Here is a 20,906-nt window from a genome sequence, read left to right on the forward strand (position 1 = left end):
CCGCCGAACTCACCCCACAAAAAACTCCCGAAACGCCCCCACCACCCGCGCCACGCCCTCATCATCCACATCCAGATGCGTCACCAACCTCAACGTCGGCAAATACCCGATGCTGATGCGAATGCCCGCCCCCCGCAAATGGACGTCCAATTCGCGCAGCCGATCCGCCGGCACGCCGATGAATACCATGTTGGTGTACTGCCCCAGCAGCTTAACGCCGGGCACATCGCTCAAGCCCGCCGCCAACGTCGCCGCGCGCGCGTGGTCCTCCGCCAGGCGATCGACGTGATGATCCAGCGCGTACTGCGCCGCCGCGGCGAGCATGCCGGCCTGTCGCCAGCCGCCGCCGGCGACTTTTTTCCAGCGGCGGGCCTTTTCGATCAAGGCCGACGAGCCCACCAGCACCGAGCCCACCGGCGCGCCCAACCCCTTGGACAGGCACACCGACACGCTGTCGAAGTATTGGGTGATCTCGCGTGCAGGCACGCCGCAGGCGACGGCGGCGTTGAACAGGCGCGCGCCATCGAGGTGCAGCCCGAGCCCGCGTTCGCGCGCGAAGTCCCGTGCGGCGCTCAGGTAATCCAGAGGCAGCACCCGGCCGTGCCAGGTGTTTTCCAGCGCCAGCAGGCGCGTGCGGGCGAAATGCGGGTCCACCGGCTTGATCGCGGCGGCCACCTTGTCCAGCGGCAGGGTGCCGTCCACGTCGTGCGGAATCGGCTGCGGCTGGATGGACCCCAGCACGGCCGCGCCGCCGCCCTCGAACTTGTACGTGTGCGCATCGGCGCCGACCAGATATTCATCGCCGCGTTCGCAATGCGACATCAGCGCCACCAGGTTCGACTGCGTGCCCGTGGGCACGAACAGGCCGGCCTCGAAACCGAGGTCGGCGGCGAGGCGTTCCTGCAGGGCGTTCACGGTGGGATCTTCGCCGTACACGTCGTCGCCCACGGCGGCATCGAGCATGGCGGCGCGCATGGCTGGCGTGGGGCGGGTGACGGTGTCGCTGCGCAGGTCGATCAGGTCCACAGGTAGAGTCCGCTGGAAGAAACAGAACGGAAGCTTGATCGCTGGCCACGTCCCAGACAAGACCCGCTGACGCGCCACGCCAGCATGGGCTAGCCTTGCCGAACGGTCTCCGCGCGGCGCGGGGACGCGAGCCGACCGGAGCTGCGGCATGTCGTTTCTGCGTCTCTATCTTCGCGTCATCGGCCTGCTGGCGCCGGAACGGAAGCTGGCCATTACGCTGGCGCTGGCCAACCTGGCGCTGGCGGGCGTGTTTTTTCTCGAACCCGTGCTGTTCGGCCGCGTGGTGGATGCGCTGGGCAGCACGCACGCCGGCGACGCGCCTCGCCTGATCGCCCTGTGGGCCGGCGTGGGTTTTGCCGGCGTGCTGGCGAACGTGTGGGTATCGCTGCATGCGGATCGCCTGGCGCATCGGCGCCGGCTGGCCGCCATTGCGCTGTTCTTCGAGCACGCCGCGTCCATGCCGATGTCTTTCCACGGCGAATATCACACCGGGCGGCTCTCGCGCATCATGAATGTCGGCGTGAGCAACCTGTTCAACCTGTGGCTGAGCTTCTTCCGCGAACACCTGGCGACGCTGCTGTCGATCATCGTGATGGTGCCGGTGGCCTTGTGGCTCAACTGGAAGCTGGCGCTGCTGATGATCGCCTTGCTGTTGTGCTTTTCCGTGTTCAATGCCATCGCCGTGCAGCGCACGCACAAGGCGCAGGGCGAGGTGGAAGAGCTGCATCACGAGATCGCCACGCGCGCGGGCGATGTGTTCGGCAACGTGACGGTGGTGCAGAGCTTCACCCGGCTCGCCGCGGAATCGCGCGCGCTGCACGAGCTGATGACGCGCACGCTCAATGCGCAGTATCCCGTGCTGCGCGGCTGGGCGATCCTGTCGGTGCTCAACCGCGCGGCGAGCACGCTGACCATCGTGGCGATCTTTGCCGTGGGCGCGGCGCTGCATGCGCGTGGCGAGATCAGCGTGGGCGGCATCGTGAGCTTCGTCGGCTTCTCGATGCTGCTGATCGGGCGGCTGGAGCAGTTCGCCACCTTCCTGTCGAACCTGTTCTTCCAGTCGCAATCGCTGCGTGATTTCTTCACCGTGCTGGATCGCCAGTCGGAGATCGCGGATCGTCCCGGCGCACTCGCCCTGCCCCGCGTCACGGGCGAGGTTGTGTTCGAGCACGTGAGCTTCGGCTACGACCCGGTGCAGCCGGCGCTGCACGACCTGAACTTCCGCGCGCCGCCGGGCAGCACGATCGCCCTGGTGGGACCGACCGGCGCGGGCAAGAGCACGGCGCTCAGCCTGCTGTATCGCGCCTACGACCCGAGCGCCGGGCGCGTCACCGTGGACGGCCACGACGTGCGCGATGTCACGCTGGAATCGCTGCGCAGGAACATCGGCGTGGTGTTCCAGGATGCGGGCATGTTCTATCGCTCGATCCTGGACAACCTGCGCGTGGGCAACCCCGAAGCCGATCCCGGCCAGATCGAAGCCGCCGTCGCGGCGGCCGAGGCCGCCACCTTCATCGCGCGCAAGCCCGAGGGGCTGGAAACATTGGTAGCCGAACGCGGCCGCTCGCTGTCCGGCGGCGAGCGTCAGCGACTGGCAATTGCGCGCGCGATGCTCAAGGACGCGCCCATCCTGATACTCGACGAGGCGACCAGCGCATTGGACAACGCCACCGAGGCGCGCATCCAGCGCGCGCTGGACCGGCTTACCGTGGGTCGCACCACTTTCGTGATCGCGCATCGATTGTCCACCGTGCGCAATGCGGACCTGATCCTCGTGCTCGACCAGGGCCGGCTGGTGGAACAAGGGCGCTACAGCGAACTGATCGCACAGGACGGCTTGTTCGCGCGGCTGGCGCAGGAGGGCCAGTTCGCGGCGGATGCCTCGCCGCAGGACGAACCTTCAGACGGCGAGTGATGGACCCGTCGGCACGCCGGGGCGCAAGCGATCCCTTCTCGCGTTGACCGCCCGGAACAGCTGCGCGGCCTCGTCGCGTGAATGGATTTCCCTGCCGTCCGACAGGCGCACGTGCGCGCGTATGCCATTGCCGCCGGATACATCCACCACTTCGCGGATGTCGCTGATGATGACGACCGACACGAAATGCTTGCGGCCGGCGTGGTCCGTAATTTTTATCATCGTGATTCCCGAGGGCCGCGCGTGCGTGACGCGCTCCAGGCCCATGCCATTGATCCAGGACACTGACGGGAAAATCACCGGAACGATGCGGAACGAGCGCTGCCGGATGCGCTTCCACTCCACACGTAACGGCCCCAGCCAAACGCCAGGGCGAATCTAACTACACACGATGGCCGCCCTGCCACGGCAATTGTCTTACTTCGTTGTGGGCAGGCGCGCCATTCGCCGCCGCATGCAACGCGGCGGCGCTTATCCGTGCTTGCGGAAGTAGACCCAGGCGATGACCGCAAGGATGACCGCGGGTAGCAGGTTGGCCACCAGCGGCGGCACGCCGTACACGGTGCCGAAGTTGACCATGGCCTTTTGCAGGAAATACCAGCCGATGGCCAGCAGCATACCGATGAACATGCGCTTGCCCAGACCGCCGGAACGCAGCGTGCCGAACGAGAACGGCATGGCCAGCAGCACCAGCACCAGCACGTTGACCGGATACAGCGCGCGCGTCCAGAACGCGGAGGCATACACGCCCGGGTTCTGGCCGTTCTGCTCCAGGTAGGCGATGTTGCGCCGCAGGTCGCGCATGGGCAGGTATTGCGGCTGGATCACCGACTGCTCCAGCACCTGCGGATTGAGCCTGGAATCCCACGTCTGGCTGTCCGCCGTGTGGGAGTGCGTGCCCGCTTCGTCGAGCGTGGTGCTGCGCACCTTGCTCATCACCCACTGGTGGCCGTCGTGCTCGGCGGTCTGCGCCCAGTCGAAGCGCGTCACCTGTCCATCCGGCGTGAGCGTGAACACGCGCACGTCGAGCAATTGCACGGTGGTGTGCGTGGCGGTGCGCTTGGCCACCCAGCCCTTTGCGTTGATCACGCGCTCGCCATCGCGCGCCCATAGGCCCGATGCGCCGCCCAGGCCCACGTTGTTCGACTTCAGGCGCAGTTGCATGGCCTGCGCCTGCTGGTCGCCCCACGGCGCCGCGGTTTCGCCCAGGATCACCACGCCGGCCACGAGGATCGCCACCACGCCCACCGCCGACGCCGCGATGCGCAGCTTGGACAAACCGCAGGCGCGCAGCGCGGTCAGTTCGTTGGTGGCGGCCAGGCCGCCCAGGCCGAGCAGTCCGCCGATGAGCGCGGCATTGCCGAACATTTCGTACAGGCGGCGCGGGAACGTGACCAGCACGTACACCACGGCGTTGGTCACCGTGTAGCCGTTCTTGCCCACGTTGCCGAGCTGGCGCAGGAACTGGAACACCGCGTCCAGGCCGGTGATGACCAGCCACACGGTAAGCAGCGAGCCCAGCACCGTGGTGCCGACCAGCCAGTCGACGCGACGAATGCGCAAGGAAGCCATCACGCACCTGCCTTGCGCGGTTTGCGCGCGGAGTACTGGTTCTGGAACATGCGCGCGGCGACAAGGAACACGATCACCGTGATCACCCACATGGGGAACGAGTGATGCCAGTGGCCCTTGATGATCTGACCGCGGCAGATCGCCAGCAGCAGGTAGTAGAAGTAGAACGTGAGGATGGCCAGGAACAGGCGGCCGAAGCGCGGCTCGCGCGGGCTCTGGCGCGATAGCGGCAAGGCCAGCGCCAGCAGCACCAGGGTCATGAACGGCGCGATGGTGCGCCAGGCGAACTCCGCGCGCGTGTCCGGGTTTTCGGTGCGCAGCAGCTGGCCCAGCGTCATCGAATGGGCGGGATCTTCTTCGTCGGTGTCGGACTGGATGCTGTCCAGCGAGGCGTCGTTGCGCTCGTATTTCATCTTGCGCCAGTTGTCCGCGCCCAGCGGAATGTCGTACTGGAAGCCGTTCCACAGCGCCAGGAAGCGGCCGCTGCCGTCGGTTTCCTGATAGAGCTGGCCGTGCTTGCCCGTCACCAGCTTGATGTGCGGCACGTTGTCCCGGCCGGTGCGCTCGGTGGCGATGAAGGTGTTGCCCAGCGTGCTGCCGTCGCGGCTCAGTTCATCCACGAAGATGATGCCGCCCTTGCCCGGTAGCGAGGTGAAGCGGCCCGCGTCCAGGCCCGCGGCGATCACCGAGCGGTTGGCCGCGGCCACCAGCTGGTCGGAGGTACGCGCCGCCCAGGGACCGAGCCACATCGACACCGTGCCCACCGTGATCGCCACGATCACCGCCAGGATGCTGATCGGGCGCAGCAGGCCCTTGGCGCCCATGCCGGACGAGGCCAGCACGTGCATCTCGCTCTCGCGGTACATGCGGCCCAGGCCGTTGAGCACGCCCAGGAAGGCCGCCAGCGGCAGCAGCGTGGAGAGGCCGTCCAGCATGTTCAGGCCCAGCACCTGGAACATCACGCTGGCCGGAAAGCTGCCGTTCGCCACCTGCTGCAGCACGTGCGCAAACGAGGTGCCGGCCATGACGGCCAGCAGCACGATGGCGGTGGCGGCGATGGTTTGCGCCAGCTCACGCAGGAAATAACGATCGAGGATGCTCAGAACCGGTCCTCACGCACGGGCAGGCCCGCGCGGGCGCGCAGGCGGGGAAACAGCAGTGAAGTGTACGGGCTGGCGGCCTGTTCTTGGGGACTGTTTCTCGACATGCGATAAGATGAAGGGCTTGGCGCCGCCCCGACCCTGGGCGCGGCAAACCCCAAGTCTAGCCTGTCCGACCCTTTCCGGACCTTTCTGCAGGACATCTCCATGACTCTCCAGTTCAGCCTTGGCTCCGCCGCACCCGAATCCGTCGAAACTCCCTGCGTGATCGTGGGCGTCTACGAGAACGGCTTGCTCACCAGCGCCGCCGCCCGCGTGGACACCGCCGCCCATGGCGCCATCAAGCGCCAGGTGGAAAGCGGGGACATCAACGGCAAGGCCGGCACCACGGCTGTGCTGTACGCCCCGGAAGGCGTCGCCGCCAAGCGCGTGCTGGTGGTGGGACTGGGAACGCAGAAGAGCTTCGACGGTGCACGCTATCAGAAGGTGAACATCGAGGCCGCCCGCGCGGTGGGCCGCCTGCCGGTGGACAGCGCGGTGTCCTACCTCACCGAGGTGGACGTGCCGGGCCACGATGCCGCATGGCGCGTGCGCACCGCCGCCCTTGCCGCCGACTTCGCCGCGTATCGCTACACGGCCACCTTCAAGCCGCGCGAGAAATCCGCGCAGCCGGAGCTGGGCAGCGTGACCTTCGCCGGCGGCGATGACGCCAAGGCCGGGCTGGAACAGGCCAACGCCATCGCCCAGGGCGTGCGCTTCGCGCGCGAACTGGCCAACCTGCCGCCGAACATCTGCAACCCCGCCTACATCGCCTCGCAGGCGGAACAGTTCGCCGCGCAGCACGACAAGGTCGACTGCACCGTGCTCGACCACGAAAAGATGGGCGAACTGGGCTTCGGCTCGCTGCTGGCCGTGGGTCGCGGCTCGTCCAACAAGCCCAAGCTGGTCATCCTCAACTACAAGGGCGGCGTGGAAGACGACAAGCCGTATGCCTTCGTCGGCAAGGGCATCACCTTCGACACCGGCGGCATCAGCCTCAAGCCGGGCCCGGGCATGGAGGAAATGAAGTTCGACATGGGCGGCGCCGCCGGCGTGCTCGGCAGCTTCGTGGCCGCCGTGAAGCTCGGCTTGCCGGTGAACCTGGTGTGCGTGGTGCCTGCCGTGGAAAACATGCCCGACGGCGACAGCTACCGCCCGAGCGACGTGCTCACCAGCCTGTCGGGCCTGACCATCGAAGTGCTCAACACTGATGCGGAAGGCCGCCTGATCCTGTGCGACGCGCTCACCTACACGGCCCGCACGTTCGAGCCGAAGGTGCTGATCGACGCGGCCACGCTCACCGGCGCCTGCGTGATCGCGCTGGGCAAGCATGCGAGCGGCCTGATGAGCAAGCACGACGACCTGGCCGCCGAACTGGTCGCCGCAGGCGAAGCCACGCTGGACCGCGCATGGCGCCTGCCGCTGTGGGACGACTACCAGGTGCAGCTGGAATCGGGCTTCGCCGACGTCGCCAACATCGGCGGCAAGAACGCCGGCGCCATCACCGCCGGCTGCTTCCTGTCGCGCTTCACCGAAGGCCAGCGCTGGGCGCACCTGGACATCGCCGGCACCGCATGGGACGAAGGCCGCAAGGGCCTCGCCACCGGCCGCCCGGTGCCGCTGCTGGTGCAGTGGTTGATCGACAGGGCGGAAAACAGGAACTGAGAGTGCAAGCACGCACTCTCACCATGAACTACGATCGATAGCGCAGAAAGTGAGAGTAGCCGTTACGCCTGCTCTCACTTCTCACTCCTCTTCACTCAATCCTCGCCTATGCCCCGCGCCGACTTCTACCTGATCGACAAGCCGCGCTTTCGCGAGCAGCCGCTGCTGCTGGTGTGCGAGCTGGCGAAGCGTGCCTACGCGGCGCAGCAGCCCACGCTGGTGCTGGCCCGCGATTTCGCGCAGGCCGAAGCCATCGACGCCCTGCTTTGGGATTTCGACGAGGACGGCTTCATCACGCACCAGCTTGCCGGCGACGACGATGACGACATCACCGCCGTGCTGATCGTGCCGCCCGGCATTGAAACGGCGGACCGCCCGCTGCTGATCAACCTGCGCGAGGACTGCGCGCCCGGCCGCTACGACCGCGTGCTGGAAGTGGTGGCGGCCGATCCGGCCGAGCGTGATGGCTCGCGTGCGCGCTGGATGGAGTACAAGCGTCGCGGGTTTGAGGTGAACAAGTACGACATGTAGGAAGCTGTTCAAGATTCTTGAGCAGCTCCCAATGTCCTCACCGTCATTCCGGCGAAAGCCGGAATCCAGTGCCTTTAGGCTTTTCTCGCAGTGCGTAAAAAGTCGCTGGATTCCGGCTTTCGCCGGAATGACGGTGAGGGATATAGGCGCTCATGCGAGATGTTGAACACGCTCCAGGCGCCCGTTCACGATCACCCACGCAGCCATCGATCAAACCAACTCAACCGCTGACCGGCTCCCGCGCCATCGCCATCTGCGCCTGGATGGCCTCGCTCAACTGGTCGCCCGTAAGCGGCTTGCGCAGGAAACCGTCCATGCCCGCGTCGCGCGCACGCGCTTCCTCGTCGCCGCCGGAGCGCGCCGTGATCGCCACGATGGGGATGCGTGAGCCGGGCTCTTCGCGTTGCCGGATCAGGCGTGCGATCTGGAAGCCATCGATGCCGGGCAGATCCAGATCGAGCAGGATCACATCGCAGGTGGCCTGCGCCAGTTCCGCCAGCGCGGCCAGTCCGTTGCTGACGTAGCGCACCTCGTGGCCCGCGCGTTCCAGCAGGCCGCGCACCACCGCCGCCACGATGGCGTCGTCTTCCACCAGCAGGATGCGCAGCGGCTGGGCGTCGGCGCCTTCGGCCAGCTGCGCCGAGCCGGTGACCGGTTCCTGCGTCAGCGGCAAGGGCAGCCGCACGTGGAAGGTGCTGCCGAAGGCGACCTTCGATTCCAGCTCGATGCTGCCGCCCATCATCGCCACCAGCTCGCGGCAGATGGCCAGGCCCAGTCCGCTGCCGGTGCGGCGCTGTGGTCCCGTGACCTGCTCGAAGCGCTGGAACAGGCGCGTCTGGCTGGCCTCGGGAATGCCGGGGCCGGTGTCCATCACGCTGAAGCGCAGGCCATCGTCGGTGCGCCGCACGCGCAGGGTCACGCTGCCGCGCTCGGTGAACTTCAAGGCGTTGTTGGCGAGATTGAGCAGCACCTGCTTGATGCGCAGTGCATCGCCGATCATGCGCGCCGGCAGGTCGCGCGGCAGGTCCAACTCGAAACGCAGGCCCTTGGCGTGGGCCTGGCCCTGCGCAAGCTGCGCCACGTCATCGATCAAGGCGCGCGGATCGAACGGCGCATGTTCCAGGTCCAGCTTGCCGGCCTCGATGCGCGCGAGATCCAGCGCGTCATTGACCAGCTTGAGCAGCATGCCGCCGGAACGCTGCATGGCTTCGGCGTATTCGCGCTGCGTGCGGTTGAGCGGCGTGCTGAGCAACAGTTCGGCCATGCCCATCACACCGGTCATCGGCGTGCGGATTTCGTGGCTGAGCGTGGCGAGAAACTGCGTCTTCGCCGCGCTGGCCTGCTCGGCCAGCCGGCTGCGCTGTTCCGCCAGCAGGATCTGCTGGCGTTCGGCAAGACGGCGACGCCATGCCTGCAAGGCCAGCCAGGTGAGCAGCACGATCATCACCACGTACACGCACCACGCCCACCAGCGCGTCCACGGCGGCGCGTCGACGTGGATGTGCAGCGGCTGCGGCAACTGCGTCCACACGCCGTCCGCGCTGGCCGCCATCACGTCGAGCGTGTAGTCGCCGTGCGCCAGCCCGGTCAGGTCGCGCTCGCCGCGGCTGCCGGTGTCGACCCAGGCGTTGTCCAATCCGGCGAGGCGGAAGCGGTAGCGGTTCGCCGCGGGATCGACATACGAAAACACGCGCGAATCGATGGTGAGGCCCGAGTCGTTCCAGCCGACGGTGAGCTTTCCATCCACCGGTATCGGCAGATCGCGCATCTCGCCGCCGCGGCGCACGCGGATGCGCGTGATCGCCACGCGCGGCGGGCCGACCGGCGACGATGGCCGGTTGGGGTTGAAGCCCAGCACGCCGCCGAAGGTGGGCGAATAGATCATGCCGTCGGGCATGCGGGCGAAGCCGCGCATGAATTCGCCGTTGCTCACGCCGTCCTGCAGGCCCATCTCGCGGAACTGCCCGGTGGCGGTGTCGAAACGCCACAGGCCGTCGCGGCCGAAGATCCACACGCGGCGGCGCTGGTCCACGGCCAGGTCCACCACGTTGATGGAAGGCCAGCCGCGCGCCGCGTCGATCTTGCGGTCGAGCGCGAGGCCGTCGTCGGTGTAGCGGTAATGCTCCAGGCCATCGGGCCGGGCCAGCCACATACCGTCTTCGGTGAAATCGAAAGCATCCACCGGCTGGCCGTTGTCCACGCCCGGCACCGGTTCGAAATGATCGTGGGTGCGATCGAGTCGCAGCATGCCGCCATCGCTCGCGTACCAGAACGTGCCGTTCTTCAGCGTGAGCTGGCTGCCCCAGCGCGCCTTTTCCTGCGCGGGCACCACCGCCACCGGCGTCACTTCCAGGGTGTCCTGGTCGATGCGGAACAGACCTTCGCCAAAGCTGCGCGCGTAGAGCTTGCCGTCCGGGCCCAGCTCCACCTCGAGCGGATGCTTCATGCCGCGCGGGTAGCCGTCCACGGCGTCCAGCTTGCCGTTCGCGTAGCGGAACAGGCCGCCGCGCACGGTGACCCACAGCCGCGAGGGCGCGTCTTCCGTCAGGGCGAGCACGTCGCCGCGCAGGCCGGAGATCACGTGATCCACGCGGCCCGTGTCCGGCCACAGCCGGTCGACGCGGCCGTCGCGCTCGCCGACCCATATGGCGCCTTCGCGCCCGCGCGCCACGGCATAGGCCACCGAATCGCGCAGGCTGTTGTCGTCATCGGGAATGTGGGTGAAGCGGCTGACGCTGTCCCAGCCCGGCGAGAGGTAACCCACGCCGCCGTCGAACAGGGCAATCCACAGGCCGCCTTCGCTGTCGGCGCAGATATCCCACACCCAGGTGCCCGGCAAATTGCCGTTGAGCACGGGCTGGTTGGTGATGGCCTGGATGCCGGCGTCGCGGCCATTCTTCAGGAACAGCCCGCGCTGCGTGCCGATCCACAGCCGGCCCGCGCGATCGCGCACGCTGCTGAGGATGTTCGTCTCGGGCAGCTCGCCGCTGCCGAGCTGGCGGGCTACGTCGTCGCTGCCGACCACGTAGAGCCCGTGCGAGGAGGACACGCGAATCTCGTCGCCCGTGCCTTCGATGCGCCACGCATCCAGCGATTTGCCCGGCGGTTCCACCACGATGGGATGAAACACGCCCGCCGCATCGCGCCGGAACACGCCGTTGTCCGAACCCACCCAGAGCTGGTCGCGCGCATCCACGAACAGCGAGCCGGCCGTGCCCAGGGCCTCGGGCGCATGCCCCGTCACCACCACGTGGTCGAAATCCTGTCCGTCCGGGCGCATGCGATCCAGGCCCTGCGCGGTGCCCACCCAGAGGGTGCCGTCGCCGGTCTGCGCGATCGACCACACCTTGTCGCTGGCCAGGCTCGCCGGATCGCTGGCGACGTGCCCCCAATGGCGGAACGTGCCCGACTTCTCGTCGTAGCGGTTGAGGCCGGCCTCAAGCCCGGCCGCCCACAGGCGGCCCGCGTGATCGACCAGAAGCCAGGAAATGCCGTTGTTGAACAATGAGCCGGGATCCCCCGCCACATGGCGGAACACCTGGAAACTCACTCCGTCGTAGCGCGCGATGCCGCTCTTGGTGCCGAACCACATGGTGCCGTCCGGCGCCTGCAGCACGGTGTAGACGGTGCTGCTGGGCAGGCCTTCGGCGGTGCCGAAGCGGCGGAACTGCGGGGTGGCGAGGGCGCGGTTGTCCGAGGACAGCGTGGGCGCCGGGGTCTGCGCATCCGCCGACACGACCGCGTCCACCGGCGTGGACGCGCCCATGGCCAGGACGACGCTGAGCAGCAAGGACGGCAACATGCACTTCCCCCAGAATATTCCGATGATGCCAGACCCGCCCTGCGGGAACGAGCATGGCTTTCGGCCGACCCGCTCCTGCCGCAGGCGACGGCGGGACGTTGCCCGCGGGGAAACAATCCGTTCCGGGGCGGCGGCTGGCGCCGTTCCGGAGGATCGTCCAGACTCCCGCCCATGCCACGGTCACGCCTTTTCAGCCACCTGCTGCTCGTCCTGTCGTGCGCCCTGGCGCCGCTGCCGGCCGCGCACGCCGCGCCCGTCAACTACACCTACGACACCACGCACAGCCAGATCCTTTTCAGCATCGACCACAACGGGTTTTCCCGCCCGTTCGGCCGCCTGCACATCGCCAAGGGCTGGCTGCGGTTCGATGCCGACGACTGGAGCCAGTCCGCCACGGAACTCGACATCGACCTCGGCAGCCTGGACATGGGCGACGCCGAGTGGAACGCCGCGGTGCTCAAGCCGGCCTACCTCGATGCGGCGAAGGAGCGCTATGCGCACTTCGCCAGCACCTCGGTGGAACGCAAGGACGACACGCACGGCGTGCTGCACGGCAACCTGACCCTGCGTGGCGTGACGCACGCGGTCGATATCCCCTTCACAGTCAACCGCGTCGGCACCACCATCTACGGCATGCACACCGTCGCGGGGTTTTCCGGCACGGCGATGCTGCAGCGTGAGGACTACGGCATCACCGCGACGCCCAACTCCATCGGCCACGGCGTCAGCGTGTGGCTGGAGCTGGAAGCCATCCAGGAAGACAACCACCGCAGCAACAAGGAATCACCATGAGTTTGCGCAACACGGACCGCCAATGGGGATCGGTCGCGAAGTTCTTCCACTGGACCATCGCCCTGCTGATCATCGGCAACGGCATCTTCGGCCTGTGCATGGACCTGGCCCACAACCCGATGCAGAAGATCAACTGGCTGGCGCTGCACAAGTCCATCGGGCTGACCGTGCTGGCGCTGTTCCTGCTGCGCGTGCTGTGGCGCCTCTTCAACCGCCAGCCCAAGGACGAGCCCGCGCCGCGCTGGCAGCAGCTCGCTGCGCACGCCATGCACATCACGCTTTACGCGCTGGTGGCGCTGCTGCCGCTGAGCGGCTGGTGGTTCAACTCCGTCGTCGGCAAGCCGCTGCAGTTCTTCAAGCTGTTCAACCTGCCGGCGCTCACCGCCGCCAATACCGACGCAAGCGACCTCTGGCACGCGGTGCACGAATACCTGTTCTGGTTCCTGGTGCTGCTGCTCGTGCTGCATATCGCCGGCGCGCTCAAGCATCACCTGATCGATCGCGACAACACCCTGCGGCGCATGCTCCCCTTTGCACGCCTGCGCCAGACTTCCCAAGGAGAACGCTGATGAACCGCTCCATGCTTCGCTTTGCGCCCCTGCTGCTCGCCCTTGCCCTGCCCGGCCTCGCCAGCGCCGCCGACTATGCCGTGCAACCGGCCGGCAGCAAGCTCGGTTTTAGCGGCAGCTTCCAGGGCCAGTCGTTCGACGGCACGTTCGGCAAGTGGACCGCCGCCATCAGCTACGACCCGGCCAAGGTCGCCGGCTCGAAGTTCGACGTGGAGGTGGACCTTGCCAGCGTGAAGACCGGCGACAAGGACCGCGACGGCGCCCTGCCCGGCTCGGATTTCTTCAACGTGGCCAAGTTTCCCAAGGCGCACTTCGTCACCACCGGCTTCCGCCAGAACGGCGCGCAGGTGATCGCCGACGGCAACCTCACGCTGCGCGGCGTGACCAAGCCGGTGAGTCTCAACGTGGTGTTCAAGCCGCAGGGCACGGGCGCCATCCTGGACGTCAGCGGCGCGGTGAAGCGCCTGGACTTCGGCGTGGGCGGCGGCGACTACGCCGACACCTCGGTGATCGCCAACGACGTGAAGATCAACGCGCACCTCGTGCTGACCGCGAAGTAAGCCACGGCATCCGCGTGGCAGCGCGCCACGGCGCTGCTACGCGGATGCCTGCACGAAACACCGCACGGCCTGCGCGTCGAACGGCCAGTCCAGTTCGCGCCCATCCAGGCTGTCGCGCAGCACCGGCACGCGCGTGCCGTAGCGCGCTTCCAGCGCCTCGTCGTCGTCCACCCACTGGCTGTCGAAATCCGGCGCGTGCGCCTCGGCCATCACGGCCAGCGCCTGGTCGCACAGGTGGCAGTAGTCCCGCTGGAAAAGCACGTATCGCATCGGCATAGGCGCCGGAAGATAACCCGGCGGCGTCGGTTCCAGCGATACCCATCGGCCGCCCAGGGCGCGCCATCAGCCTCCTGGGGCATCTCTGCCCGACGGGAGACTGGTAAACTCAAATGATAATAACTATCATTTGCGCAAACAGGGCCCCGCGGGCCCGCCCCGACGCCATACCGCCCGGGCCTTCCCTACCTACAAGACATCCAAGGCCACCCCGATGCCGCCCATCGCTTCGCCTGCGCGACGCCCGTTGCCGCTCCACCGTCTCGCTTTAGCGCTATCACTGGCGCTGAGTGTTCCCGTGCTCCACGCCGAAGACACGCCCACCGCGCCGGACACCGCGCAGGTGAAGAACCTGGAAAGTGTGCAGGCCACGGCAACGGTGACGGGCGATGGCGACTCCTACACCACCAAGGCGGCCTCGGGCGCCACGCGCCTGCCGCTGTCGCTGCGCGAGACGCCGCAGTCGGTGAGCGTGGTCACCGATCAGCAGATGAAGGATTTCAACCTCACCAACGTCAACGCCGTGCTGGACACCACTACCGGCGTGAACGTGGAGCGCGTGGAAACCGACCGCACGTACTACAGCGCGCGCGGCTTCGACGTCACCAACTTCCTCGTCGACGGCGTGGGCTTGCCGTTTGCCAACGGCCAGCAGGAAGGCGACCTCGACACGGCGCTGTACCAGCGCGTCGAAGTGCTGCGCGGCGCCAACGGCCTGTTGTCGTTCACCGGCAATCCGTCCGCCACGATCAACTTCGTGCGCAAGCGCCCGACGGCCGACTTCCAGGGCAGCGTGGGCCTGAGCGTAGGCAGCTGGGACAACCGCCGCCTGGATGTGGACATGTCCGGGCCGCTGAACGATGCGCACAGCGTGCGCGGCCGCTTTATCGCCGCCGGCCAGGACACCGACAGCTACCTGGACCGCTACAACCTGCGCAAGCAGGTGTTGGGCGGCATCGTGGAAGCGGACCTGGGCAGCAGCACCCTGCTCACCGCCGGCGTGACCTATCAGAAGAACAAGACCCACGGCGGCATGTGGGGCGCGCTGCCGCTCTACAACACCGACGGCACGCCGACCGATTACGGCCGCGACACCAGCACCTCGGCCGACTGGTCGCGCTGGAACATCGCCGATACGCGCACGTTCGTGGAGCTCACGCAGCAGCTGGGCAACGACTGGAGCATCAAGGGCTCACTTAACTACCGGCGCATCGCGGAGAACAGCAACCTGTTCTACGTCTACGGCACACCGGACGCGCAGACGGGCCTGAGCCTTTACTCCTACCCCTCGGCGTACACCAGCAACGAAAAGCAGTACGTCGCCGACCTGTACGCCACCGGCCCGTTCGAGCTCGCCGGCCGCAGGCACGAACTGGTGCTGGGCGCGAACTGGGCGAAGGACGACGTGCACCAGCTGTCCAGCTATGGCGAAGGCATCGGCACGCCGCTGCCGCCGCTGACCGAGTGGACGGGCGACTATCCACAGCCGCCGTTCGACGCCTCCTACGGCCACGGCGATTTCCATATCAAGCGCAAGTCGCTCTACGCCACCGCGCGCTGGAGCCTGGCCGACCCGGTCACCCTGATCACCGGCGCCAGCCTCGTGCACATCGAGCAATACGGCTCCAACTATGGCGTGCCGAGCAATTACGAGAAGACGGAAAGCACGCCCTTCGTCGGCCTGGTCTACGACTTCGCCAAAAACTATTCGGCTTATGTGAGCTACGCCAAGCTGTTCAATCCGCAGACGCAGACGGATGCCAACAACAAGGTGCTCGACCCCGTCACCGGCGCCAACCTCGAAGTCGGCGTGAAGGGCGAGTGGTACGACGGCCGCCTCAACGCCACCTTCGCGCTGTTCCGTTCGCGGCAGGACGGCCTGGCCGAATACGCCGGCCACAACATGGCGACCAATCAGGACTACTACAGCGGCATCAACGCCGTTTCCAAGGGCTACGAATTCGACGTGAGCGGCCAGATCACGGACCACTGGCAGGTCAGCGGCGGCTATACACAGCTCGGCCTGGTCGATCCGGAAGGCCACAACGTGCGCACCTACGTGCCGCGCCGCATGTTCCGCCTCAACACCAGCTACCGTTTCGACGCCGTGCCCGGCCTGCGCGTGGGCGGCACGCTGCGCTGGCAGGACCGCATCTACCGCGACCAGCAGGCCGTGGCGCTGGACGGCAGCGAAATCTTCACCACCCAGGGCTCCTACGCCGTGCTCGGCCTGATGGCCGGCTACGACTTCGGCCAGCACTGGAGCACCACGCTCAACATCGACAACGTGACCAACCGCAAGTACATCACCAGCCTGTACTGGGCGCAGGGTTTCTATTCGGCGCCGCGCAGTGTCATGTTGAATGTTCGGTATAGCTTCTAGAAGTGAGTTAAGAGGAGTGAGAAGTGAGAGAGAGCAAGAGCGCCGGCTCTTCTCTCACTACTCACTCCTCTTGACTGTTTTCTCGCTCCATACGCCGGCGCACCGACCGCATCGCTGCGCCGCGTCAACGAAGCCCTCGCGGCACGCGTAGAATAGGCCGTTCTCCCCGCCCACTCCGCGTGTCTCCATGGCTGTCAGCGTTTTCGACCTGTTCAAGATCGGCATTGGTCCGTCCTCCTCGCACACCGTTGGCCCCATGCGCGCCGCCGCCCGCTTCGCCGAGCGCTGGCTGGAGGAGAAGGGCGTGCTCGATCGCGTGGTGCGCGTGCGCGCCGAGCTCTATGGCTCGCTGGCGATGACCGGCCGCGGCCACGGCACCGACAAGGCCGTGCTGCTGGGCTTCGAGGGCGCGCATCCGGACACGGTCGATCCCGACCACATTCCCGAGACGCTGCACCGCATCCGCACCACGCACCGCCTGCGCGTGCTGGGCAAGCACGAGATCGAGTTCGACGAGAAGCGCGACCTGGTGTTCAACAAGCGCCAGAAGCTGCCGTTCCACACCAACGGCATGCGCTTCTCCGCGTATGACGCCGAAGGCCATGAACTGGCCACGCGCGATTACTACTCCGTGGGCGGCGGCTTCGTGGTCAACCACGACGAGGCGGCCGAAGACCGCATCGTCGCCGACACCACCGAACAGCCTTACCCGTTCTCCACCGGCGACCAGCTGCTGGAGCTGTGCGAGAAGAACAAGCTCACCATCGCGCAGCTGATGATGGAAAACGAGAAGGTGTGGCGACCCGAGGCGGAAACCCGCGCGGGCCTGCTCACCATCTGGAAGGCCATGCAGGATTGCGTCAACCGCGGCCTGCGCTCGCCCGGCACCTTGCCCGGCGGCCTGAAGGTGACGCGCCGCGCGCCGCAGATGGCGGAAGACCTGCGCTCGCAGCCGGAAGCCTCGCTGAAGGATCCGCTGACCATCCTCGACTGGGTGAACCTCTACGCGCTGGCCGTGAACGAGGAGAACGCCGCGGGCGGCCGCGTGGTCACGGCGCCGACCAACGGCGCGGCCGGCATCGTGCCGGCGGTGCTGCACTACTACCACCGCTTTATTCCCAAGGCCGACGAAAACGGCATCGTCGACTTCATGCTCACCGCGGGCGCCATCGGCATCCTCTACAAGGAAAACGCCTCGATTTCCGGCGCGGAAGTGGGCTGCCAGGGCGAAGTGGGCGTGGCCTGCTCGATGGCCGCCGGCGGCCTCACCGCCGCGCTCGGCGGCAACGTGCTGCAGGTGGAGAACGCCGCCGAGATCGGCATGGAACACAACCTGGGCCTCACCTGCGACCCGATCGGCGGCCTCGTGCAGATTCCCTGCATCGAGCGCAACGCCATGGCCTCGGTGAAGGCGATCAACGCCAGCCGCATGGCGCTCAAGAGCGACGGCAAGCATCGCGTGTCGCTGGACAAGGTAATCGCCACCATGCGCGACACCGGCCGCGACATGAAGGACAAGTACAAGGAAACCTCGCGCGGTGGGTTGGCGGTGAATGTGATCGAGTGTTGAGTGTTGCCGCTCGACAGCGAGCCGCTGCCTTCGCCTGGCTACGCCCTCTCCGAGTCGTCATCCCAACGAAAGCTGGGATCCAGTGACTTTCTCTCGCCGCGCAAGGAAATCAAAGACACTGGATGACCAGCCTTCGGCTGTTATCGAGCGCCTCCAGCTTTCGCTGGGATGATGGCACTAATGCAGGCGTATCGCGAGTGACCTCTCACGACCCCGGCGCCACCTTCGCCGCATCGGCATCCACGCGCACCTTCAGCTCCGTCAGCTGCGCCGTGTTCAACTTGGCTTCCGCCTTCGCCAGGTAATCCGCAGCGCTCTTGAGCTGCTGCTGGCTGTCCATGCGTTGCGCCAGCGAGATCTGGTACCAGCCTTCCGCCGGGTTCTCGGCGATGCCGGCGCCCATCACATAGGCCACGCCCATCGCGTAGTGCCCCAGCATTTCGTTGCCCGCCATCGCCTTGCGCGCCAGCGCGACGCCGCGCGCGGCATCCACCGGCACGCCGCCTTTGCCGGTGATCAGGAAGTAGGCCAGCGTGCCCTGGGCCCGGGCGTTGCCCGCATCGGCGGCGGCCTGCAGCCAGCGCACGCCGGCCGCCGGGTCGCTGCGGCCGAACAGGCCGGTGATGTAGAACTGGCCCAGCGACAGCTGCGCGTCGACGTCGCCCTTCTGCGCCGCTGCGTTCATCAGCTTCTCGGCCAGCGCGGGGTCCTTGGGCAAGCCCATTTCGCCGGAAAGATGCGCCATCGCCAGCACTTCCATGCCCTTGGAGGAACCCTTGTCGGCAGCCTTCTGCGCCCATTGCAGGGCTTCCTGCTTGCCGCCGGTGGAGAGCAGCGCCACGGCGAGCACCGCCATGTGGTCGCCGTTCTGGTCGATGGCCACGCTCTTGCGCATCCAGTCGATGGCCGCGGGCACGTCGCGCGTCACGCCGACGCCGGCCATGGTGGTCGAGCCGAGCATCCAGGCGCCTTCCGCGCTGCCGGCCATGGCGGCCTTGCGGTACCACTCGGCGCCGGCCGCCTTGTCGGCGGGCGCGCCGTCGTCCTGCAGCGCCCGGCCCAGCGCGACCTGCGCCTGCGCGTCGCCGGCCTCCGCACGCTTCTGGAGCGCGTCGCGCGAGGCATCCCCGGGCGGCGTCGCCGCGGACACGGGAGACACGGCAACCGCCGCGGCCATCACCACCAGCAACGCCGCACGGATCATGGTGCGCCTACCTTTGTGGGAGGCCCCGATGGTAGCCGCCCGCCCGCGCCCCGCCAATTCACCGCCCGGCCGACATATCCACGTCAATTCGGTCGCGTATTCAATGACCTGCGTGTTGCGTCGCGCCACGACCCGTGACTCCCGACGGGCTGACAGCCGCGGGACGGGTCTGTCATCATCGCCCCCTTGTGTCGCCCGGGAAGGCGGCTGCCACATGTGTCGCCCAGGGGGCGGCCCGTCGATTCACTGACCTGGGGACCTGCATGTCTCAATCTCCGATCCGCCGCGACGTCGGCCCGTTCGCCCTCATGCTTACCGGCCTGGGCTCCATCATCGGCTCCGGCTGGCTGTTCGGCGCATGGCGCGCGGCAGGCCTCGCCGGCCCCGGCGCCATCTGGGCCTGGGTGCTGGGCGCGGCCATCATCATGACCATCGCGCTGACCTACGCGGAACTGGGCGCCATGTTCCCCGAGTCCGGCGGCATGGTGCGCTACAGCCACTACTCGCACGGCTCGCTGGTGGGCTTCATCGGCGCGTGGGCCAACTGGATCGCCATCGTCTCGGTGATCCCGGTGGAGGCGGAAGCCTCGGTGCAGTACATGGCCTCGTGGCCGTGGCAGTGGGCGCAGGATCTCTACGTGCACATGCCCGACGGCCACGGCGAGCTGACCATGCCGGGCCTGAGCATCGCGGCCGTGCTGGTCATCATCTACTTCCTGGTCAACTTCTGGAGCGTGAAGCTGTTCGCGCGCTCCAACACGCTGATCACCACTTTCAAGCTGATCGTGCCGGCGGCCACGGGCCTGGCGCTGATCGCCAGCGGCTTCCACAGCGAGAACCTCTCGGTGGGCGTGCATGGCGACGCGCACGCCATCGACTTCGCCGCCGTGCTTACCGCGGTGGCGACAGCCGGCATCGTGTTCTCCTTCAACGGCTTCCAGAGCCCGGTGAACCTGGCCGGCGAAGCGCACAACCCCGGCAAGAGCATCCCCTTCGCGGTGATCGGCTCGATCCTGCTGGCCACGGTGGTGTACGTGATCCTGCAGATCGCCTACCTGGGCGCGGTGCCGCCGGACATGCTGGCCAAGGCCGGCTGGCACGGCATCGATTTCCGCTCGCCGTTCGCGGAGCTGGCGATCATCGTCAACCTGCACTGGCTGGCGATGCTGCTGTACGTGGATGCCTTCATCAGCCCCAGCGGCACGGGCATGACCTACACCGCCACCACGGCGCGCATGATCTACGGCATGGAGCGCAACGGCACGATGCCGAAGATCCTCGGCCGCATCCATCCGAAGTGGGGCGTGCCGCGTCCGGCGATGTGGTTCAACCTGGCGGTGTCGTTCCTGTTCCTGTTCTTCTTCCGCGGCTGGGGCACGCTGGCGGCGGTGATCTCGGTGGCAACGATCATCTCCTACCTCACCGGCCCGGTCAGCGCGATGACGCTGCGCCGCACCGCGCCCAACCTGCATCGCCCGCTGCGCATCGCGGGCCTGCCGATCCTCGCCGGCGTGGCCTTCATCATGGCGACGGAGCTGCTGTACTGGGCGCGCTGGCCGCTGACCGGCGAGATCATCCTGCTGATGGTGGTGGCGCTGCCGGTGTACCTGTTCTACCAGTTCAAGGCGAACTGGCACGATTTCGGCCGCCAGATGAAGGGCGCATGGTGGCTGATCTTCTACCTGCCGACGCTCGCGCTGGTGTCGTGGCTGGGCAGCACGGACTTCGGCGGCCAGGGCTACCTGAGCTACGGCGTGGACCTGGCCGTGGTGGCCATCGTGGGCCTGGTGTTCTACGTGTGGGGCGTGAAGTCGGGCTGGCGCACGCCGTCGGTGGAAGAGGCCGAGGCCAATCCGCACGTGCACGACTGAGCGGCACGCGCATTCGGATGAAACGGAAAAC

Annotated in this window: 16 protein-coding genes; 9 read left to right on the forward strand and 7 right to left on the reverse strand. The window is 67.2% G+C overall.

Features of this window, described 5'->3' with window-relative positions; translation table 11 throughout:
- Nucleotides 1-9: 9 nt before the first annotated feature.
- A complete protein-coding gene (ltaE, locus tag BDW41_RS12735; protein ID WP_083337632.1) occupies nucleotides 10-1,026 on the reverse strand; it encodes a low-specificity L-threonine aldolase in 1,017 nt (338 codons plus the stop codon).
- 148 nt (nucleotides 1,027-1,174) lie between these two features.
- Between ltaE and BDW41_RS12740 the strand changes: the two genes are divergently transcribed.
- On the forward strand, nucleotides 1,175-2,941 hold the full coding sequence (locus BDW41_RS12740; protein WP_074548537.1) for a glucan ABC transporter ATP-binding protein/ permease: 1,767 nt from the start codon (nucleotides 1,175-1,177) through the stop codon (nucleotides 2,939-2,941).
- On the opposite strand, the gene BDW41_RS12745 is transcribed toward BDW41_RS12740, so the two are convergent.
- The 3 genes from BDW41_RS12745 to lptF all read right to left on the reverse strand — a co-directional run bounded on the left by BDW41_RS12745 (nucleotide 2,927) and on the right by lptF (nucleotide 5,610).
- On the reverse strand, nucleotides 2,927-3,286 hold the full coding sequence (locus BDW41_RS12745) for a hypothetical protein (RefSeq protein WP_074548539.1): 360 nt from the start codon (nucleotides 3,284-3,286) through the stop codon (nucleotides 2,927-2,929). The genes BDW41_RS12740 and BDW41_RS12745 overlap by 15 nt on opposite strands.
- Nucleotides 3,287-3,412: 126 nt before the next feature.
- Entirely contained in the window at nucleotides 3,413-4,513 is a 1,101-nt protein-coding gene (gene lptG, locus BDW41_RS12750) for an LPS export ABC transporter permease LptG (RefSeq protein ID WP_074548541.1), read from the reverse strand.
- Nucleotides 4,513-5,610 (reverse strand): LPS export ABC transporter permease LptF, encoded by a 1,098-nt coding sequence (gene lptF, locus BDW41_RS12755; RefSeq protein WP_074548542.1) that lies wholly within the window; start codon nucleotides 5,608-5,610, stop codon nucleotides 4,513-4,515. The genes lptG and lptF overlap by 1 nt, the downstream gene beginning before the upstream one ends.
- Nucleotides 5,611-5,820: 210 nt before the next feature.
- Between lptF and BDW41_RS12760 the strand changes: the two genes are divergently transcribed.
- Complete coding sequence (locus BDW41_RS12760; protein WP_074548543.1) at nucleotides 5,821-7,317, forward strand: leucyl aminopeptidase; 1,497 nt, start codon at nucleotides 5,821-5,823, stop codon at nucleotides 7,315-7,317.
- A 108-nt stretch (nucleotides 7,318-7,425) separates the two neighbouring features.
- Nucleotides 7,426-7,848 (forward strand): DNA polymerase III subunit chi, encoded by a 423-nt coding sequence (locus tag BDW41_RS12765; RefSeq protein WP_074548544.1) that lies wholly within the window; start codon nucleotides 7,426-7,428, stop codon nucleotides 7,846-7,848.
- A gap of 220 nt (nucleotides 7,849-8,068) precedes the next feature.
- Here BDW41_RS12765 and BDW41_RS12770 read toward each other — a convergent pair whose 3' ends face one another.
- Nucleotides 8,069-11,650 carry a hybrid sensor histidine kinase/response regulator gene (locus BDW41_RS12770; RefSeq protein ID WP_074548545.1) on the reverse strand — a complete coding sequence of 1,194 codons (3,582 nt, stop codon included), beginning with the start codon at nucleotides 11,648-11,650 and terminating at the stop codon, nucleotides 8,069-8,071.
- Between the two features lie 171 nt (nucleotides 11,651-11,821).
- Here BDW41_RS12770 and BDW41_RS12775 point away from each other — a divergent pair, with 171 nt between their 5' ends.
- Genes BDW41_RS12775 through BDW41_RS12785 form a run of 3 tightly spaced genes read left to right on the forward strand, consistent with a single transcriptional unit; the run spans nucleotide 11,822 to nucleotide 13,571 of the window.
- Nucleotides 11,822-12,442 (forward strand): YceI family protein, encoded by a 621-nt coding sequence (locus BDW41_RS12775; protein WP_074548546.1) that lies wholly within the window; start codon nucleotides 11,822-11,824, stop codon nucleotides 12,440-12,442.
- Complete coding sequence (locus BDW41_RS12780; RefSeq protein ID WP_074548547.1) at nucleotides 12,439-13,011, forward strand: cytochrome b; 573 nt, start codon at nucleotides 12,439-12,441, stop codon at nucleotides 13,009-13,011. Before BDW41_RS12775 ends, BDW41_RS12780 begins: the two co-directional genes overlap by 4 nt.
- 11 nt (nucleotides 13,012-13,022) lie before the next feature.
- Nucleotides 13,023-13,571, forward strand: a complete 549-nt coding sequence (locus tag BDW41_RS12785) for a YceI family protein (protein ID WP_074548941.1) — start codon at nucleotides 13,023-13,025, stop codon at nucleotides 13,569-13,571.
- A 36-nt stretch (nucleotides 13,572-13,607) separates the two neighbouring features.
- On the opposite strand, the gene BDW41_RS12790 is transcribed toward BDW41_RS12785, so the two are convergent.
- A complete protein-coding gene (locus BDW41_RS12790) occupies nucleotides 13,608-13,847 on the reverse strand; it encodes a glutaredoxin family protein (protein WP_074548548.1) in 240 nt (79 codons plus the stop codon).
- A gap of 298 nt (nucleotides 13,848-14,145) precedes the next feature.
- On the opposite strand from BDW41_RS12790, the gene BDW41_RS12795 reads away from it, so the two are divergent.
- Together BDW41_RS12795 and BDW41_RS12800 are read left to right on the forward strand one after the other, a co-directional pair.
- The gene (locus BDW41_RS12795; RefSeq protein ID WP_233496865.1) at nucleotides 14,146-16,230 is read left to right on the forward strand and encodes a TonB-dependent siderophore receptor; all 2,085 of its coding nucleotides are present in this window, start codon (nucleotides 14,146-14,148) and stop codon (nucleotides 16,228-16,230) included.
- Nucleotides 16,231-16,417: 187 nt separating this feature from the next.
- Entirely contained in the window at nucleotides 16,418-17,800 is a 1,383-nt protein-coding gene (locus BDW41_RS12800; protein WP_074548550.1) for an L-serine ammonia-lyase, read from the forward strand.
- 205 nt (nucleotides 17,801-18,005) lie between these two features.
- Here the strand turns inward: BDW41_RS12800 and BDW41_RS12805 are convergent, their stop codons facing one another.
- Nucleotides 18,006-19,004 (reverse strand): SEL1-like repeat protein, encoded by a 999-nt coding sequence (locus tag BDW41_RS12805; RefSeq protein WP_074548551.1) that lies wholly within the window; start codon nucleotides 19,002-19,004, stop codon nucleotides 18,006-18,008.
- 263 nt (nucleotides 19,005-19,267) lie between these two features.
- Here BDW41_RS12805 and BDW41_RS12810 point away from each other — a divergent pair, with 263 nt between their 5' ends.
- Nucleotides 19,268-20,875 carry an APC family permease gene (locus tag BDW41_RS12810; RefSeq protein ID WP_074548553.1) on the forward strand — a complete coding sequence of 536 codons (1,608 nt, stop codon included), beginning with the start codon at nucleotides 19,268-19,270 and terminating at the stop codon, nucleotides 20,873-20,875.
- Nucleotides 20,876-20,906: the final 31 nt, after the last annotated feature.

The sequence above is a fragment of the Dyella sp. AtDHG13 genome (assembly GCF_003201105.1).
Taxonomy (GTDB): Bacteria; Pseudomonadota; Gammaproteobacteria; order Xanthomonadales; family Rhodanobacteraceae; genus Dyella; species Dyella jiangningensis_B.

Bases quoted from the DNA above. Each gene is read 5' to 3' on its own strand.
- BDW41_RS12740 (WP_074548537.1), top strand. From the start codon at position 1,175: ATGTCGTTTCTGCGTCTCTATCTTCGCGTCATCGGCCTGCTGGCGCCG.
- lptG (WP_074548541.1), bottom strand. From the start codon at position 4,513: ATGGCTTCCTTGCGCATTCGTCGCGTCGACTGGCTGGTCGGCACCACG.
- BDW41_RS12760 (WP_074548543.1), top strand. From the start codon at position 5,821: ATGACTCTCCAGTTCAGCCTTGGCTCCGCCGCACCCGAATCCGTCGAA.
- BDW41_RS12765 (WP_074548544.1), top strand. From the start codon at position 7,426: ATGCCCCGCGCCGACTTCTACCTGATCGACAAGCCGCGCTTTCGCGAG.
- BDW41_RS12770 (WP_074548545.1), bottom strand. From the start codon at position 11,650: ATGTTGCCGTCCTTGCTGCTCAGCGTCGTCCTGGCCATGGGCGCGTCC.
- BDW41_RS12775 (WP_074548546.1), top strand. From the start codon at position 11,822: ATGCCACGGTCACGCCTTTTCAGCCACCTGCTGCTCGTCCTGTCGTGC.
- BDW41_RS12780 (WP_074548547.1), top strand. From the start codon at position 12,439: ATGAGTTTGCGCAACACGGACCGCCAATGGGGATCGGTCGCGAAGTTC.
- BDW41_RS12785 (WP_074548941.1), top strand. From the start codon at position 13,023: ATGCTTCGCTTTGCGCCCCTGCTGCTCGCCCTTGCCCTGCCCGGCCTC.
- BDW41_RS12790 (WP_074548548.1), bottom strand. From the start codon at position 13,847: ATGCCGATGCGATACGTGCTTTTCCAGCGGGACTACTGCCACCTGTGC.
- BDW41_RS12800 (WP_074548550.1), top strand. From the start codon at position 16,418: ATGGCTGTCAGCGTTTTCGACCTGTTCAAGATCGGCATTGGTCCGTCC.
- BDW41_RS12805 (WP_074548551.1), bottom strand. From the start codon at position 19,004: ATGATCCGTGCGGCGTTGCTGGTGGTGATGGCCGCGGCGGTTGCCGTG.
- BDW41_RS12810 (WP_074548553.1), top strand. From the start codon at position 19,268: ATGTCTCAATCTCCGATCCGCCGCGACGTCGGCCCGTTCGCCCTCATG.